The following is a 15,927-nucleotide window of genomic DNA, read 5'->3' as shown; positions in this document are numbered from 1 at the left end:
CGTCGTGTTCGCCATGACATCAACGCTTCCCCTTATTGCCCGTATCGATTTGCAGTCGTGTGTCCCATGTCTCCCATTCGTACCATTGAGCATTTCTTCATCCCGCTTGCCGACGGCACCCGCCTCGCCGCCAGGATCTGGCTTCCGGAGGGAGCCGAGACGAAGCCGGTTCCGGCCATCCTCGAGTACATTCCCTACCGCAAGCGCGACGGCACACGCGGGCGCGACGAGCCCATGCATGGCTGGTTCGCGGAAAACGGCTACGCGGCCATACGCGTCGATATGCGCGGTACCGGCGAATCCGATGGCCTGATGGATGACGAATATCTGCCGCGGGAGTTGGACGATGCCTGCGAAGTGATTGCCTGGCTGGCCGACCAGCCCTGGTGCTCCGGAGCGGTCGGCATGATGGGCAAGAGCTGGGGCGGGTTCAACTGTCTCCAAGTGGCTGCTCTCCGTCCGCCCTCGCTGAAGGCCATCATCACCGTCTGCTCGACCGACGACCGTTACGCCGACGACATACACTTCATGGGCGGCACGCTGCTAAACGACAATCTCTGGTGGGGCAGCATCATGCTGGCCTATCAGGCCCGTCCCGCCGACCCAGCGCTGGTAGGAGCGGGCTGGCGGGCGCAATGGCTGCAGCGCCTGGAACACATGCCTTTCTTTCCCGCGCTCTGGCTCTCCCATCAGCGCCGCGACGCCTATTGGCGGCATGGCTCGATCTGCGAGGATTTTTCCGCCATCCAATGCCCGGTCTTCGCGGTAGGTGGCTGGGGCGACGCCTATACCAACGCCATACCGCGCATGCTCGAAGGCCTTCAGGTACCTCGTTTGGGCCTGATAGGCCCCTGGGCTCATATCTATCCGCAGGACGGTGTTCCGGGGCCGGCCGTCGGCTTCCTGCAGGAGGCGACGCGCTGGTGGGACCACTGGCTGAAGGGGAGCGACAACGGCATCATGGCCGAGCCGATGCTGCGTGCCTTCATCGAGGAATGGACGCCGCCGGGCCATCGCGATCCCGTTCCCGGCCGTTTCGTCGGCGAGATGAAATGGCCTTCGCCCCGGGTCGCGCCGAGGACCTTCCATCTTGCGCCGGGAACGCTGGCGGAGGAGCGGGGGGAGGTGGCCGAGGTCGCCTTTGCCTCGCCGGCCTGGACCGGGGCGGCTGCGGGCGAGTGGATGGGCACCGGGGTCACGGGAGAGGAACCGGCCGACCAGCGCCACGACGACGCATTCTCCTGCGTCTTCGACAGTGCGGTGCTGACCGAACGTCTCGAACTGCTCGGGGCACCGGAGATCGAAGTGCAACTGGCGTCCGACAAACCGGTGGCGCAGCTTTGCGCGCGCCTGTGCGACATCGCGCCGGACGGTACGTCCCGCCGCATCGCCTATGCCGTCTTCAATCTCACGCATCGCGACAGCCACGCCGAGCCGGAGGCACTGGTGCCGGGCCGCTTCTACCGCATCGCTCTCAAGCTCAGCGATTGCGGCTACGGCTTCATGCCGGGGCATCGCATCCGGCTCGCCTTGTCCACGGCTTATTGGCCGCTGATCTGGCCGTCGCCCGAAGCGGTGACTCTGACGCTGCGCTGCCCGGGGGAATTGCGGTTGCCGGTGCGTGCGCCAGGGCAGGAGCAGGCCGTCACCTTCGAGCCGGCGATGAGCGCAGCCCGGGCGCCGACCACCCAGGTCGCGCAAGGGCGGATGACGCGCTCGACGGCCCTCGACCTTCTCTCCAATACCGCCACCTATGTCACGCACGGCGAAGGCGGGCTGTTCGGCGAGGGCGTGTTGCGCTTCGACGAAATCGACACCACGCTCTCCCACAGCCTCCGGCGCGAGTTGACCATCAGGGGCGACGAGCCGCTCAGTGCCCGCTACCGCCTGACGGAAGAATACGAGATGGGCCGCGAGGGCTGGAACATCCGCATCGAGGTGAAGACCTCGATGCATGCGACGGCCGGCGACTTCATCCTGGAGGGCGAATTCAAGGCCCTGGCCAATGGCGAGGTGGCAGCGGAGCGGCACTGGCACGAGAAGATCTCCCGCGATCTCCTGTGACCGCATTTGCGCCTTGGGCATGCCGTATGGTTTGTCTTGGACTGTTACACGCAGACCGTTCGGCGGTGGCATCATCCCGCCGCCGCTGGGCGTGGGCGATGCAGGAGAGGCCGGGTGGGAGACAGGAGGATGCCGCTTCTTATGCTGAAGTTCCCCAGGGCTCGGGCCGCAGCGAATGGCTGCTCTGTGCTGGCATGCCTTGAACCGGTCGTCCAGTTCGGCTAGGCACATTTAGCAAGATTATAAACTTTCGGGATTGTGTGGCATGACCTACGTGGTCACTGAGAACTGCATCAAGTGCAAATACATGGATTGCGTGGAAGTCTGCCCGGTGGACTGCTTCTACGAGGGCGAGAATTTCCTCGTCATCCATCCCGACGAGTGCATCGATTGCGGTGTCTGCGAACCCGAATGCCCGGCTGATGCCATCAAGGCGGACACCGAAAAGGGTCTCGAAGCCTGGCTCGAACTGAACGCGAAATTTGCCCAGGCTTGGCCGAACATCACGGTGAAGCGCGAGACCTTCCCGGATTCCAAGGAGTGGGACGGCAAGCCGGACAAGCTGCCGCTGCTTTCCCCGGAACCGGGCCAGGGCGACGCCTGATCCGGCGGACGGAGGGGCTGGCGCCGCTGTCAGCTACGCTTGTCCTGCGTCATTCCGAAGCACCCTTCGCGGGCAGGCGGACAACCCTGGTGGGCGGGGCGCCTGCTTTGCGACCGGGGGTGCGAGTGAACCAAGAGTTCGGTGGATTTTATTGAATAAGTCGGCGTCAGGAGACGTCGCTCGTCGCTTTTTGCATAGCGGCTATTCGGAAAGAACTCGGCGCGTAAACCCTAATAAGCGCTTTAAGTGCCGATTTTATATGCGAAACCGTTGATTTTTGCCTATTTTTGGTATATATAGCGGGCATGGGTCAGAGAGAGACCGAGTTACCCCCGCCGCTGCTCCGCACAGGGGCAATTTTTTTGTGCTCAGCTTCAAGGGATCTCTGTCGATCGGCGTGGTCAACGCCGAGAGATACATGGAATTTTTGACCATCGTCAGTTCGACTTTCCTCGCGGCGGCTTTTGAGCTTTGGCCTGGTTTCAATGTCGAATGGTGTTAACGGCTCCAGGCTTCGCCTGCCCGTGATTGGTGCGGCCGTGTTTTATCGGGAACCGCAATAGATAGGAGCGTTGAAGCGTCATGACGACAGCGAAGAAGACGTCCACGAAGCAGGGTTTCAAGACGGGCGAGAGCATTGTGTATCCCTCGCACGGTGTCGGCAAAATCGTGTCGATCGACGAGCAGGAAGTTGCCGGTTTCAAGCTTGAATTGTTCGTGATCTCCTTCGCCAAGGACAAGATGACGCTGCGCGTTCCTACCACCAAGATCGCGTCCGTCGGCATGCGCAAGCTGTCGGAGCCTGCTATCGTCGCCAAGGCGCTCGACACGCTGAAGGGCCGGGCTCGCGTCAAGCGCACCATGTGGTCGCGCCGTGCCCAGGAATACGAGGCGAAGATCAATTCGGGCGACCTGATCGCGATCGCGGAAGTCGTGCGCGATCTCTATCGTTCCGATGCCCAGCCCGAGCAGTCCTATTCGGAGCGCCAGCTGTATGAAGCGGCGCTCGATCGCATGGCGCGCGAACTGGCCGCCGTCGATGACCTCACCGATGCCGAATCCGTGAAGGTGATCGAGGCCAATCTCGCCAAGGGTCCGAAGCGCGGTGGCGCGAAGGAGGCGGATGCCGACGCCGATTTCGACGACACGGCGGAAGAGGAAGAAGCCGCGTAAGCTTCGTCTGGTTTCAGAATTTCGAAAACCCCGCTTCGGCGGGGTTTTTTGTTGCCGTTGCCTGATGCAACTGCAGGCGGCGTAAGGAGTGTGCTTGCTCTCCAGCCAAGGTCATCGCTAAAATACCGCCTTTGGAGACACGGGAGCTGACCGCCATTGGCAAGGAAGGCCGCGGTCACAGGCATTCTCGGCACGGCGGGGGTTGCAAACTTCAAACAAGGCGGCCCGATTACTGTTTACGTAACGTAATTATCCTGCCTCGCGGCTAAATATCTACTTAAGCCGATTCACGCTGATCTCACACCATTGCGCATAAGCGGATCCCTATACTGGGAAGTGATGTTGCCGTGAGTGATGTCGCACAGCCGTGTTCGAATTTTGGGGGACAATCGCCCGGACGAACCGACGGTGTCGTCAGTACGGGCAGTCAGGGCTGCCCGATGCGTTCAAGGGGCGGATCGGCGTTTTGGGAAGGGGCCTGCGTCGGATCCGAATGCTGTTTGACCGGGAGCTTGAGACATGACCATCCATCGAACCATGAGTCAGCGCAAGGACGTGCCGAAGTGCCGTCCATTCTTCGACATCATCGAACTCGATATCTTCGAGTTCGATGCGGACAAGCTGCCCGAGGCACGGCCGCCCCGGCAACTGGCACCGGCCGCCTCGGCAAAGACCTGGACGGTGCCTCAGCTGTGCAAGGCCTATGGCTGGCCCCAGCACCTGGAGGGCGGTGGTACGATCGGTATCCTGGCCATGGCCGGCGGGTATGACCGCAACGACCTCGAGGCCTATTTCAAGGGCATTGGGCAGCCGATGCCCGATATCACCGATGTCGTGGTCAATGGTGCCGGCAACAGGCCCAACCAGCCTCATGACGAGGATTTCGATCCCGATGTGGAGATCTCTCTCGACATCGAGGTGGCCGCGGCAGCGTATTATGTCGCCACCGGCAGACCCGCATCGGTCCGCGTCTACTGGACGGACATGGATCTGCGGTCGATGGCACCGGCCGTCAGGCAGGCGGCCACGGACGGCTGCTCGGTGCTGTCGATTTCCTGGGGTGCGCCCGAGAATGCGTGGGAATGGATGTATTGGAAGTTCGGGCAGAACGTCGCCGTGCAGCTCGAGGCGGAGCTGATACAGGCGGCCGTTCTGGGGATGACTGTGTTCGCCGCCGCGGGCGACCGTGAAGCCAATGCCGGGGAACTCCAGAAGACCGTGAATCTCCCTGCCGCCTGTCCCCATGTTGTCGGCTGCGGCGGCACCAGCAAGACGCGCGACAGCGAGGTCGTCTGGAACAACGATCCGGGCGTGACCAATGGGGTCGGCACGGGAGGCGGTTATTCGAACCTGTTCCTGCCGCAGTATTGGACAAGAGGTGCGCCGGTCGGCACCGGCCGTATCGTGCCGGATGTCTCGGGGAATGCCGACAAGCATACCGGCTACAGGATCTACGTGCATGGCAAGGAAAGGGTGACAGGCGGCACGAGTGCCGTGGCCCCGCTCTATGCCGGCCTTTTTGCCGCCTTCGGCAAGAAGGGGAGGGGGTTCGTCAATCCGACGCTCTGGGCCAATCGCGATTGTTTCCAGGACATCACGCAGGGCGACAATGACGGCTACAACGCCGGCCCTGGTCCGGACCCCTGCAGCGGTCTCGGCGTGCTGATCGCGCATGAACTGGCAAGCCTGTTCAAGGCGGTCGCGGGGACGGCGCCCGCCGGCAAATCCTACGCAGCCTGACCTGCTTATGCCAGCCGGCCTGCCAGGGCTCTCGCGACGCCGCCGAGATCCTTGCGGGCCGGACCGAGCAGGTCGAAGCCTGCGGCCTTCATGACGGTAGCCACGTCCTCCTCCTGCCCGATGCCGAGCTCGAAGACGAGGATGCCCCCGGGTGCCAGCACGCGTGGGGCATCCGCTGCGATGGCGCGATAGGCGTCAAGGCCGTCCACGCCCCCGTCGAGGGCCGGCAGCGGATCATGCTCGCGTACTTCGCGGTCGAGCCCGGCGATGTCCGCGGAGGGAATATAGGGAGGGTTCGAGACCACCAGGTCGAACGGGCCGTCCACGCCCTTCATCCAATCTCCTACTGAGAAGCTCGCGCGATTGGCGACGCCATTGTCCTCGGCATTGAGCGCGGCGATCTTCACCGCTTCGGCCGCCTTGTCGATGCCGCGGCCCCTCGCGCGCGGGCGTTCGCTGAGCAGGGCGATGAGAATGGCGCCCGTGCCGGTGCCGAGATCCAGCAGGCGGTAGGCGCCCTGCTTGTCCGGCAGCACTGCAAGGCAGGCCTCCACGATGGTTTCCGTGTCGGGGCGAGGGGAGAGAGTAGCCGGTCCGAGCCGGAAACTGAGGCTCCAGAACTCCCGATTGCCGAGAATGCGGTCGACCGGCTCGCCGGCGAGCCGGCGGGCGACATAGGTGCGAGCCCTTTCCGCAGCATCCGGTGCAAGCGGCCTGTCGGGATCGAGGGTGACGGCGGTGGCCGGGGATCCAGCGGCCTCGGCCACCAGCCAGCGCGCGTCGAGTTCGGGCGTCGCCAGACCGGCCGATCGAAAGGCGGCGAGGGCCTCGCGATAGAGGGCGCCGAGAGTGATCATGGAAGCGCTGGCCCCGGGAAAGCGGACATTCCGGCGATAGCTTGGGAATGCTGGGCGATCCGACGGTTGGAAACGGTGCGCTGGCCGGCAAGGCCCAACGGACGGGTGTGTCCGCACCCCCGATCCTGGCGTTTCTCGCTCCAATCCGCCATGCGCCTCAATTCTTCGCCTCGCTGGCTGCCAGGAGGCGCGCCTGGTTCTCTGTCACCAGGGCGTCGATGACCTCATTGAGAGCGTCGCCTGCGATGATCTGGTCGAGCTTGTAGAGCGTCAGGCCGATACGATGGTCGGTGAGGCGCCCCTGCGGAAAATTATAGGTCCGGATGCGTTCGGAGCGGTCGCCGGAGCCAACCTGGTCGCGACGGTCGGCGGCTCTTGCCGAGTCCACCCGCTCGCGTTCGGCCTCGTACAGGCGAGCGCGCAGCATGGCCATGGCCTGGGCGCGGTTCTTGTGCTGGGAGCGCTCCTGCTGTACGGCGACCGCGATGCCGGTGGGCAGATGGGTGATGCGCACCGCGCTGTCCGTGGTGTTGACGTGCTGGCCACCGGCGCCCGAGGCGCGGAAGACGTCGACCTTCAGGTCCTTTTCGTCGATATGGATATCGACATCCTCCGCTTCCGGCAGCACCGCCACTGTGGCGGCGGAGGTATGGATGCGGCCGCCGGCTTCCGTCACCGGCACGCGCTGAACCCGATGGACACCGGACTCGAATTTCAGCCTGGCGAACACGCCCTTGCCCCGGATCGCCATGGCGGCTTCCTTGTAGCCGCCCATCGTGCCCTCGCTCTCGGACAATATTTCCGTCTTCCAGCCCTGGAGGTCGGCATAGCGCTGATACATGCGCAGGAGATCGCCGGCAAAAAGAGAGGCTTCATCCCCGCCGGTGCCGGCACGGACTTCCAGGATGGCGGATTTTTCGTCGGCGGCATCCTTGGGCAGCAATGCGAGCTTTATGTCGGTTTCCAGATTGGCGATGCGCTCGACGAGGGCCTTGCGCTCCTCTTCCGCAAGGTCGGCCATCTCCCCGGCCATGGCGGGCTCGGCGATCATCGCTTCGACGCCCTTGAGCTCGCCCTGCGCACTCTGCCATTCGCGAATGGTGGCCGCGACCGGATCGAGATCCGAGAGTTCGCGCGCCAGGGCGACATAGGCTTCGGCATCGGGGCCGGACGCCAACTCGGCTTCGACGAAGTCGCGGCGGCGGAGCAGGGCATCAAGGCGGTCGAGGGGGAGCATGGGAGGGTCTTCCTGGGAGCGCGGACATCCTCGTCCGCTCTTGGAAACGATGCGCGTGAGAGAAGGAAAGCGTGGACGGGGCCGTCCGCGCTTCCGGCAACGCTACAACGGGATGCCGCGTTGCTCGGCGAACTCGCGCAGTGCCAGGCGCAATGGCTTCTCGGCATCGGGGGCGATATGGCGCTTGACGAGATCGGCGACCTCGGCAGCATCCGTTTCGAGCATCATCGCCTTCACCGGCCCGATGGCGGAGGGCGTCATCGACAATTGCCGGAAGCCTAGGCCGATCAGGGCGAGGGCTTCCAGGGGCTTGGAGGCGAGTTCGCCGCACAGCGTCACCGGAACGCCCGCCTCGCGCGACTTGTCGGCGATCATCTTCAGGGCGCGCATCACCGAGGGCGACAGGGTGTCGAAGCGCGCGGCTACGCGCGCATTGCCGCGGTCGACCGCGTAGAGGAACTGGAAGAGGTCATTCGAGCCCACCGACAGGAAATCGGTACGCTCCAGGATTTCGTCGAGCTGGAACAGCAGGCTCGGCACCTCCACCATCGCGCCGAGCTTGACGAGATCGGGCAGCGGCTTGCCGTGCCGGCGCAGGAAGGTGATCTCGCGCTCCACCACGTCGCGGGCCTGGTCGAACTCCTCCGCTGCCGCGATCATGGGGAACATCACTCGCAACTCGCGGCCCGCCGCGGCCTGCAGCAAGGCGCGCAACTGCGAGCGCATCAGGCCGGGCCGGTCGAGGCCGAGGCGGATGGCGCGCCAGCCGAGAGCCGGGTTCTCCTCCTCGATCTGGTGCATGTAGGGCAGCACCTTGTCCCCGCCGATGTCGAGGGTGCGGAAGGTCACCGGCCGGTCGCCGGCTGCCTCCAGCACCGCCTTGTAGAGCGCATACTGCTCGCCCGTGCGCGGGAACTGCGAGGCGATCATGAACTGCAGCTCGGTCCGGAACAGGCCGATGCCATCGGCGCCGCTTTCCTTCACGTGCGGCAGGTCCACCAGGAGGCCGGCATTGAGGAACAGGCCGATGTCGCGCCCGTCGCGCGTGCAGTTGGGCCGGCTGCGCAGCGCCTGGTACTGTTCCTGGCGCTTGGCGCGGAAACGCACCTTCTCCGCATAGGCATGCTCGACATCGGGTGCGGGGCGCACCTGCACGTCGCCCGAGGAACCGTCGACGATGATGGCATCGCCGGGCTCGACCAGATTGGTGATGCCCTCGACCTCGCCCACGGTGGGAATGCCGAGCGCGCGCGCCACGATGGCGACGTGACTCGTGGGGCCTCCTTCTTCGAGAATGAGGCCGCGCAGGCTGTCGCGGGAATAGTCGAGCAGGGCGGCAGGACCCATGGAACGGGCGACCAGCACCGCATCCTTCGGCATGGCCTCGGCGGGTACGTGATGGCCGTCGCCGGTGAGCTGCCGCAGCAGGCGGTTGGCCAGGTCGTCGAGATCGTAGAGCCGTTCGCGCAGGATGGGATCGGCGACGCGCTGCATGCGGGCACGGGTATCGGACTGTACGCGCTGCACCGCAGCCTCGGCGGTGACGCCGGTGGCGATCACCTCGCGCATCTTCGTGATCCAGCCCCGGTCCTGCGCGAACATCCGGTAGGCTTCGAGCACGTCGAGCGTCTCGGTGGCGCGGGCGAGATCGCCACGATCGAGCATGGCGTCGATCGAATCGCGCAAGCCGATGATGGCGTTGTCGAGCCGGTTGGTCTCGCGGCCCACGTCGTCGGCGATCAGGGTCTTTATCACCACGCGCGGTTCATGCAGCACGACGTGGCCGAGGCCGACGCCTTCGGCGAGCGAGGCGCCCGTCAGGTGCAGGGGGCGGCGGCTGGCGAGATCGGCACCCGGACGGGCCAGGGCCTGCAATTCGCCCGAGGCGATCATCTCGGCCAGCACCATGGCGACCGTGAGCAACGCCTCGATTTCTTCCTCGGAGTAGACGCGCTGCGCCCGGTTCTGCACGACGAGGACGCCGAGCGTCTCGCCGGCGCGCAGGATCGGCACGCCGAGGAAGGCGTTGTAGATTTCCTCGCCCGTCTCCGGCTTGTAGGAGAAGGACGGATGATGCTGTGCGTCCGAGGTCGTAACCGGCTCGGCCTCCTTGGCCACCAGGCCGACCAGGCCTTCGCCCTTGCGCATGGTGGTCAAGTGGACGGCGTTTGGATTGAGGCCCTCGGTGGCATAGAGCTCAAGCGTGCCGTCAGTGCGCAGGACATAGACCGAGCACACCTCCGCGACCATGTTCGCGGCGATCAGCACCACAATCTTGTCCAGCCGCTCCTGCGCCGAGACGGGTTCCGCCGTCACCTCGCGGAGCCGTCTCAGAAGCAGGCGTGGGCCGCCGATCGCGCCACGCATACGATGTCTCCCTCAGGGCCTCGGACTGGCCCGAAGCACACGATGAATCGGGAGTGTGCTTCGTTCAAGATTACAAACGAAGCACACCTTAACTTTTTGACCTGTCGCAAGTTTTCCGGAAAAATGAAAGAGTTTTCCGGTGCAGCCCGGCGATTTGCGCCAGGATGAAAGTCGATCAATCAGGCCTTATCGAGGCCGTAGAGCGTGTGCAGCGTGCGCACAGCAAGTTCCGTGTAGGCGGCGTCGATCAGCACCGAGATCTTGATCTCCGACGTGGTGATGGCGCGGATGTTGATGCCGCGTCCGGCCAGGGCCTGGAAGCAGGTGGCGGCGACGCCCGCATGGCTGCGCATGCCGATGCCGATCACCGAGACCTTGGCGACATCCATGTTCGTCTCGACATTGTCGCACTTCACCGTCAGGCGGGCTTTGTCGATGACGTCCTTGGCGCGCTGGAACTCGGCCTGCGGCACCGTAAAGGTCATGTCCGTGGACGCGCCGTCGGCAGAGATGTTCTGCACGATCATGTCCACGTTGATGTTGGCGTCCGCCAACGGGACGAAGATGGCGGCGGCCACGCCCGGACGGTCGGCGACGTCACGCAGGGTGATCTGCGCCTCGTCCTTCGAATAGGCGATGCCGGTCACAACCTGCTGTTCCATGATATCTTCCTCGTCGCAGATGAGGGTTCCGGGATTGGGATTGGTGGGGTCGTCGAAGGACGACCGCACGTAAGTCTTGACCTTATGTACCATGGCGAGCTCGACCGAGCGCACCTGCAGCACCTTGGCACCGAGCGAGGCCATTTCGAGCATTTCCTCGAAGGCGATACGGTCCATGCGCTGGGCCTTGGGCACGATGCGCGGATCGGTGGTGTAGACGCCGTCGACATCGGTATAGATATCGCAGCGCTCGGCGCCGACCGCTCCCGCAATTGCGACCGCCGAGGTGTCCGAACCGCCGCGCCCGAGCGTGGTGATGCGCTGGGTTACCGGCTCCATGCCCTGGAAGCCCGAGATCACCGCTACCTCGCCGGCCGCAAAGCCAGCGTCGAGATTCTTGGACGGGATTCCGGAGATTCGAGCCGAGCCATGGGCGTTGGAGGTTTCGATCGGCACCTGCCACCCCTGCCAAGAGCGCGCCTTGATGCCCATCGAGTTCAGGACCATGGCCAACAGGCCCGATGTCACCTGTTCGCCGGAGGCGACGATGGTGTCGTATTCGCGCTGGTCGTAAAGAGGCGACGCCTCGTTGCACCAGGCCACGAGTTCATTGGTCTTGCCCGACATGGCGGAGACGACCACGGCGACGTCGTAGCCGGCATCGACCTCGCGTTTGACATGAAGCGCCACATTCTTGATGCGTTCGACATTGGCGACGGATGTGCCGCCAAACTTCATGACAAGACGGGGACGCGAACTGCCGGACATCGGCCACTGGGCTCCGATCAACTCTCGAACGCTTATCGGGGAGGGCGCTCTCGATGGGTGACGCCACAGGCGCACGGGCCGGCGAATCCTGCCGGCAGCGGGCATCCTGCATGAGGCGAGAAGGCGCGGGCACCGAGGGGGTGCCTGCGCCGCGCGGGTTTAAGCGAAAGGGCCAGGGAATTCAAGCAAAAGCGGTTGGGGTGTTTCCGTGTGCACGGACATCTTGCCCGTTCTTGAACCACCTCGCGCGATGACGAGAACGGCCGGAATGCTGCTTCGCTTGGAGAACGAGCGCAGCTTCCCGGCTATGGTTTCGTTCCAAGAACGGGCATGATGCCCGGTGCGCGGACCTCAATTCTGGAGAAGCGGCGTAACGCGACGGATGGTCACGCGGCGGTTCTCCTGCTCGGGTTCGGGCGTTGGGATCTTCAGATAGCGTTCACCCAGGCCGGCGGTGACGAGATTGTCCGGCGAGATCACGTAATATTGGGTGAGCGCCTGTTTCACCGCCTCGGCGCGCGCCTTGGAAAGCCGGAGATTGTAGGCATCGTCGCCCACGGCGTCCGTATTCCCTTCGATCACGAAGACCTCGTTGGGATGGGCCGCCACGATGCGCTCGAGAATACGCCCGACACGATCCAGATTGGCTGTCTCCTCTTCGCGGATGAAGGATTCGTTGAAGCCGAAGTGGATGGTATCGAGCTCGACGCCCGGGATGGCCTGGCGCACGATGGGCTGCTCCATCACCATCTCCGGCTGCGCGAAGAAGTCGGCGCGGCTGTAACGGCGAGGCAATGGACGCAGCGGCCGGGAGGCGAACTGCTCCTCGATCTGCTCGTCGTCGACCTCTGCTGCCCAGACGCTCTGCTGACGCGGGCCGCGGGGCGCCACGTCCATGTCGAGGCGATAGCCGTCATCGGGCCGGCGAAGGCGGTCGAAGCGCTGGCCGCGATCGCTCAGCAGGCGCCTGCGCAATTCGGCACGGTCATCCTGCAGATATTCCGAGAAGGCGTCGCGATCGTCCTGACCATAGCGCTGGTCGTTGGCGGCATCGCGATACACCAGGATGCGGCGATTGAGCTGGTCGATCGTCAGAACGCCGGAAGGACGCCGGTCGGCCAGGATTGCGGGAACGTCCTGGGCGCTCGGCCTTCCTTCCTGGAACTGGGGCCTCCCGAAAGGTGAATTGCGGCCGCCCTGGTCGTCCTGCGGCCCGCCATATTCCTGTTCGGAGACGCGGTTGCGGAGGGCGGCGCGAGCACCGTTGAGCCGCTGGATCAGCGCCTGCTCGGTGCCCGCCGAGAGATTGCCGCCCGCCAGGACTCCGCGATAGACGTTCAGGCGCTGGCGCAACTGCTGGTCGTTCAGGCGCTCGGGAGGCGTACGATCGTTGAGAAGGCCGAGCGCGCGCTGCTCCGCCGCCTGGTTGACCGGACCGCGGATGAAGTCGCTCTGGCCCTGCGGCATGCCGCCGCCCGGCTGCTGGCCTTGATAGCCGCCCTGACCCGGCTGGTTGTCCTGACCCGACTGGTTTGCCTGGCCGGGGAGGCGGTTGCGCCCGTCCTGGCCCTGCATGTCGCCACCCTGCTGGTCCTGATAGCCGCCTTGGCCCGGTAGCCGATTGCGACTACCCCGGCCTTGCTGGGTGCCGTTGTCCTGCTGTTCATAGCCGCCCGGATTCACATCCTGGCCCGGGATCGCTCCCTGGCCATTCGGCCGCTGCCGACCCGGAAGGAACTGCGATCCCGGCTTCTGGCCGGGCGTCGGCGGCTGGCTCGCGCCGTCGGGTGACGTTTCCTGCGGAGTGACTCCGGGTTGGCCTTCCTGGTTGCTCCGGTCGGGTCGCTTGCCCTGCCCTGGCAACGGTTCCGGCTGAGACTGGGGCTCCTGGCGAGGCGGCTGCGCTCCCTCGCCCTGCTGGCTGGCATCGGCAGGACGCTGGCCCTTCTGCCGGGGCGGCTTGGCCGCGCCGGGCTGCTGTCCGGTGTCAGGCTGCGCATCGTTCGAAGCCGGCTCTTGAGCGGGGGGCGCGGTCGGTACCGGTGTCTCCGGCGCTGGCTTCTGGCGCTTGGGCTTCACGGCTGGAGCGCCGGAGCCGTCGTCTGCTGCGTTGGGAGCGGGTGCGGCGCCAGCACCGTCCGGCTGGATGGCGTCCGGCTTCTGGCGCTTGGGCTTCACGGCGGGTGCGGCGCCCGTTCCTTCGCCGGCAGCGTTGGGAGCGCCGTCCTCTTGCGGAGGGATCTCGGGCTTCTGGCGCTTCGGCTTCATGGCAGGCGAGCCCTCATCGCCTGCGGGGACGCCCTCGGCATTATCCTGGGAGGCAGGCTTCGGGTGGCCCTGCCGAGGCTTCATCGGAGCCTCGTCCTGTCCCTGCGACTCGCCGGATGCACCCTGCTGCTGCTTGTGGCGCCGGATCACGTCCTCCGGCGAGGGCTTGGCCGGCGTAGGCGCCTCGACGGTGGGGGCCTGTGCATCCTGCGCCATTACGAGCGCCGTCGGGGAGACGGCGAGCATCAGGGTTCCGGCCAGACCAATCAATCTACTGCGCAGGGACATGGAGACCTCTCTTGTTTGGCCGCCATAATCCGGATCGTGGCTGAACCGAAACTGAACGTGGGACGAGCAGACCTGTCCTCCTCCAAGGGGAGTGACCGTTTCGGGAATGCCCGCCGCCGCCCTGGAGTGAACGATGTTCAGTCTCGGCGACGGGATCCGGCGGAGGACATTCAGCGATCGATCCGGGTCGAGAGAATGAGCGAGGTCGAGGTGCGCTCCACACCCTCGAGCGCGCCGATCCTATCGGCGACGGCATCGAGTTCGCCCACGGATCGTGCCTCGATCACGGCGATCATGTCGAAATTGCCGCTGACGGAGTGGAGGGTACGCACGGCTGGAATCTCGCGCAGACCTTTCTCCACCTGCCCGATCAGCTTGGGCAGGATTGTGAGCAGGATATGGGCGCGAATGAGGGAGCTGGTGTGTTCCTCCGAAAGGCGGAGCGTATAGCCGGCGATGACGCCGCGGTGCTCCAGCCGCTCGATCCGGCTCTGCACGGTGGTGCGGGAGACGCCAAGCCGTCGCGCGATCTCGGCAGTGGAGGCGCGGGCGTCCTCGCGCAGGATCGCAATCAGGGCATCATCGGCTGCTGTCGTCATAATGACGATATAGCTGCCTTTAATGTGAAAAGAAAGATCGTCATATCGTCGAAATGACAGCTTCGATTGGACGAATCCCGGGCGTATCCTGTGACGGTCGATTCGAGGGGAGGAATAGCATGCGCAGGATCGTGGTCGTCGGGGCGGGCAAGATTGGTTCGACCATTGCCGATATTCTGGCGGCGAGCGGGGACTACAGCGTCACTGTCATCGACCGTTCCGCAGAGCAGCTCGAGGGCGCGGAACTCTCCGGCGCCGTGCTTCGGCGGCAGGTCGACATCCAGGACGAGGAGGCGCTCGACGCCATGCTCACGGGTGCGTTCGCGGTGCTCAGCGCCGCACCTTTCCATCTCACCACCCGCATCGCCGAGGCGGCGGCGCGCGCAAACGTGCATTATCTGGACCTGACCGAGGACGTCGCGTCCACGCGCCGCGTCCGGGATCTCGCTGCTTCGGCGGAGAGCGCCTTCATCCCCCAATGCGGCCTGGCGCCTGGCTTCATCTCGATCGTCGCCAACGATCTCGCCAAGCAGTTCGACACGCTGGATTCGATCCGCATGCGGGTGGGCGCCCTGCCGCAATACCCGTCCAACGCCCTTAACTATAATCTCACATGGAGCACGGACGGGGTCATCAACGAATATTGCGAGCCTTGCGAGGCGATCGTCGATGGCCATCGCGTCGAAGTGCCGGCCATGGAGGAGCGCGAGGAGTTTTCGCTCGACGGCGTCACCTATGAGGCCTTCAACACCTCGGGTGGGTTGGGTAGCCTGTGCGAGACCTATATGGGCAAGGTGCGCACGCTGAACTACCGCACCATCCGCTATCCCGGCCATGCCGCCATCATGAAGGCTCTGCTCAACGATCTCGGGCTCAGGCACAGGCGCGAAGTGCTGAAGGACATCCTTGAAAATGCGCTGCCGGCCACGGTGCAGGACGTGGTGGTGATCTTCGTCACCGTCAGCGGCAAGCGTCACGGCCATCTCGTGCAGGATACCTACGCCAACAAGATCTACAGTCGCCGCGTCGGCGCGCAGCTGCGCAGCGCCATACAGGTGACCACTGCGTCAGCCATCTGCGCCGTCCTCGACATGCTGGCCAAGGGCGAACTGCCGCAGCGCGGCTTCATCCGCCAGGAAGACATCTCGCTCGACGCCTTCCTCGCCAATCGTTTCGGCGGAGCCTACGCCCAGACGGCGGTAAGATAGAACGCCGTCGTCGTGGGCCGAGGGCAACGGCCTTTTTCCCGGGAGTCACTGATACTCAAAACGACAAAGCCCGGCACATGGCCGGGCTTCCT

At 64.7% G+C, this 15,927-nt stretch carries 11 protein-coding genes; 5 read left to right on the top strand and 6 right to left on the bottom strand.

What is annotated here, in order from left to right; all coding sequences use genetic code 11:
• Positions 1 to 66: 66 nt before the first annotated feature.
• The 4 genes from AC6H34_RS05530 (at position 67) to AC6H34_RS05515 (ending at position 5,581) form a co-directional block, all read left to right on the top strand.
• Positions 67 to 2,064, top strand: coding sequence for a CocE/NonD family hydrolase (locus AC6H34_RS05530; RefSeq protein WP_497538146.1), 1,998 nt, complete (start codon positions 67 to 69; stop codon positions 2,062 to 2,064).
• Positions 2,065 to 2,329: 265 nt separating this feature from the next.
• Complete coding sequence (gene fdxA, locus AC6H34_RS05525) at positions 2,330 to 2,668, top strand: ferredoxin FdxA (protein ID WP_448150963.1); 339 nt, start codon at positions 2,330 to 2,332, stop codon at positions 2,666 to 2,668.
• 582 nt (positions 2,669 to 3,250) lie between these two features.
• Positions 3,251 to 3,841 (top strand): CarD family transcriptional regulator, encoded by a 591-nt coding sequence (locus tag AC6H34_RS05520; RefSeq protein ID WP_448150964.1) that lies wholly within the window; start codon positions 3,251 to 3,253, stop codon positions 3,839 to 3,841.
• 519 nt (positions 3,842 to 4,360) lie between these two features.
• Entirely contained in the window at positions 4,361 to 5,581 is a 1,221-nt protein-coding gene (locus tag AC6H34_RS05515) for a S53 family peptidase (protein WP_497538145.1), read from the top strand.
• Between the two features lie 5 nt (positions 5,582 to 5,586).
• On the opposite strand, the gene prmC is transcribed toward AC6H34_RS05515, so the two are convergent.
• The 6 genes from prmC to AC6H34_RS05485 all read right to left on the bottom strand — a co-directional run bounded on the left by prmC (position 5,587) and on the right by AC6H34_RS05485 (position 14,627).
• Positions 5,587 to 6,438: a peptide chain release factor N(5)-glutamine methyltransferase gene (gene prmC / locus AC6H34_RS05510; protein ID WP_497538144.1), complete on the bottom strand. Its 852-nt coding sequence runs from the start codon at positions 6,436 to 6,438 to the stop codon at positions 5,587 to 5,589.
• Positions 6,439 to 6,595: 157 nt separating this feature from the next.
• Positions 6,596 to 7,675 carry a peptide chain release factor 1 gene (gene prfA, locus AC6H34_RS05505; protein WP_497538143.1) on the bottom strand — a complete coding sequence of 360 codons (1,080 nt, stop codon included), beginning with the start codon at positions 7,673 to 7,675 and terminating at the stop codon, positions 6,596 to 6,598.
• Positions 7,676 to 7,777: 102 nt separating this feature from the next.
• Complete coding sequence (gene ptsP / locus AC6H34_RS05500; protein WP_497538142.1) at positions 7,778 to 10,042, bottom strand: phosphoenolpyruvate--protein phosphotransferase; 2,265 nt, start codon at positions 10,040 to 10,042, stop codon at positions 7,778 to 7,780.
• 179 nt (positions 10,043 to 10,221) lie between these two features.
• Positions 10,222 to 11,472, bottom strand: a complete 1,251-nt coding sequence (locus AC6H34_RS05495; RefSeq protein WP_497538141.1) for an aspartate kinase — start codon at positions 11,470 to 11,472, stop codon at positions 10,222 to 10,224.
• A gap of 351 nt (positions 11,473 to 11,823) precedes the next feature.
• Complete coding sequence (locus tag AC6H34_RS05490) at positions 11,824 to 14,028, bottom strand: OmpA family protein (protein ID WP_497538140.1); 2,205 nt, start codon at positions 14,026 to 14,028, stop codon at positions 11,824 to 11,826.
• A gap of 170 nt (positions 14,029 to 14,198) precedes the next feature.
• Entirely contained in the window at positions 14,199 to 14,627 is a 429-nt protein-coding gene (locus tag AC6H34_RS05485) for an Lrp/AsnC family transcriptional regulator (RefSeq protein ID WP_448150971.1), read from the bottom strand.
• Between the two features lie 119 nt (positions 14,628 to 14,746).
• Here AC6H34_RS05485 and AC6H34_RS05480 point away from each other — a divergent pair, with 119 nt between their 5' ends.
• Positions 14,747 to 15,835 carry a saccharopine dehydrogenase family protein gene (locus tag AC6H34_RS05480; protein ID WP_448150972.1) on the top strand — a complete coding sequence of 363 codons (1,089 nt, stop codon included), beginning with the start codon at positions 14,747 to 14,749 and terminating at the stop codon, positions 15,833 to 15,835.
• Positions 15,836 to 15,927 lie beyond the last annotated feature (92 nt).

The sequence above is a fragment of the Labrys sp. ALF-8 genome, assembly GCF_059699065.1.
Note: the sequence above shows the minus strand (reverse complement) of the source record. Positions and strands in the feature narration are given on the sequence as shown.

Coding starts and splice junctions, on each gene's coding strand:
- AC6H34_RS05530 (WP_497538146.1), top strand. CDS start 67: ATGTCTCCCATTCGTACCATTGAGCATTTCTTCATCCCGCTTGCCGAC.
- fdxA (WP_448150963.1), top strand. CDS start 2,330: ATGACCTACGTGGTCACTGAGAACTGCATCAAGTGCAAATACATGGAT.
- AC6H34_RS05520 (WP_448150964.1), top strand. CDS start 3,251: ATGACGACAGCGAAGAAGACGTCCACGAAGCAGGGTTTCAAGACGGGC.
- AC6H34_RS05515 (WP_497538145.1), top strand. CDS start 4,361: ATGACCATCCATCGAACCATGAGTCAGCGCAAGGACGTGCCGAAGTGC.
- prmC (WP_497538144.1), bottom strand. CDS start 6,438: ATGATCACTCTCGGCGCCCTCTATCGCGAGGCCCTCGCCGCCTTTCGA.
- prfA (WP_497538143.1), bottom strand. CDS start 7,675: ATGCTCCCCCTCGACCGCCTTGATGCCCTGCTCCGCCGCCGCGACTTC.
- ptsP (WP_497538142.1), bottom strand. CDS start 10,042: ATGCGTGGCGCGATCGGCGGCCCACGCCTGCTTCTGAGACGGCTCCGC.
- AC6H34_RS05495 (WP_497538141.1), bottom strand. CDS start 11,472: ATGTCCGGCAGTTCGCGTCCCCGTCTTGTCATGAAGTTTGGCGGCACA.
- AC6H34_RS05490 (WP_497538140.1), bottom strand. CDS start 14,028: ATGTCCCTGCGCAGTAGATTGATTGGTCTGGCCGGAACCCTGATGCTC.
- AC6H34_RS05485 (WP_448150971.1), bottom strand. CDS start 14,627: ATGACGACAGCAGCCGATGATGCCCTGATTGCGATCCTGCGCGAGGAC.
- AC6H34_RS05480 (WP_448150972.1), top strand. CDS start 14,747: ATGCGCAGGATCGTGGTCGTCGGGGCGGGCAAGATTGGTTCGACCATT.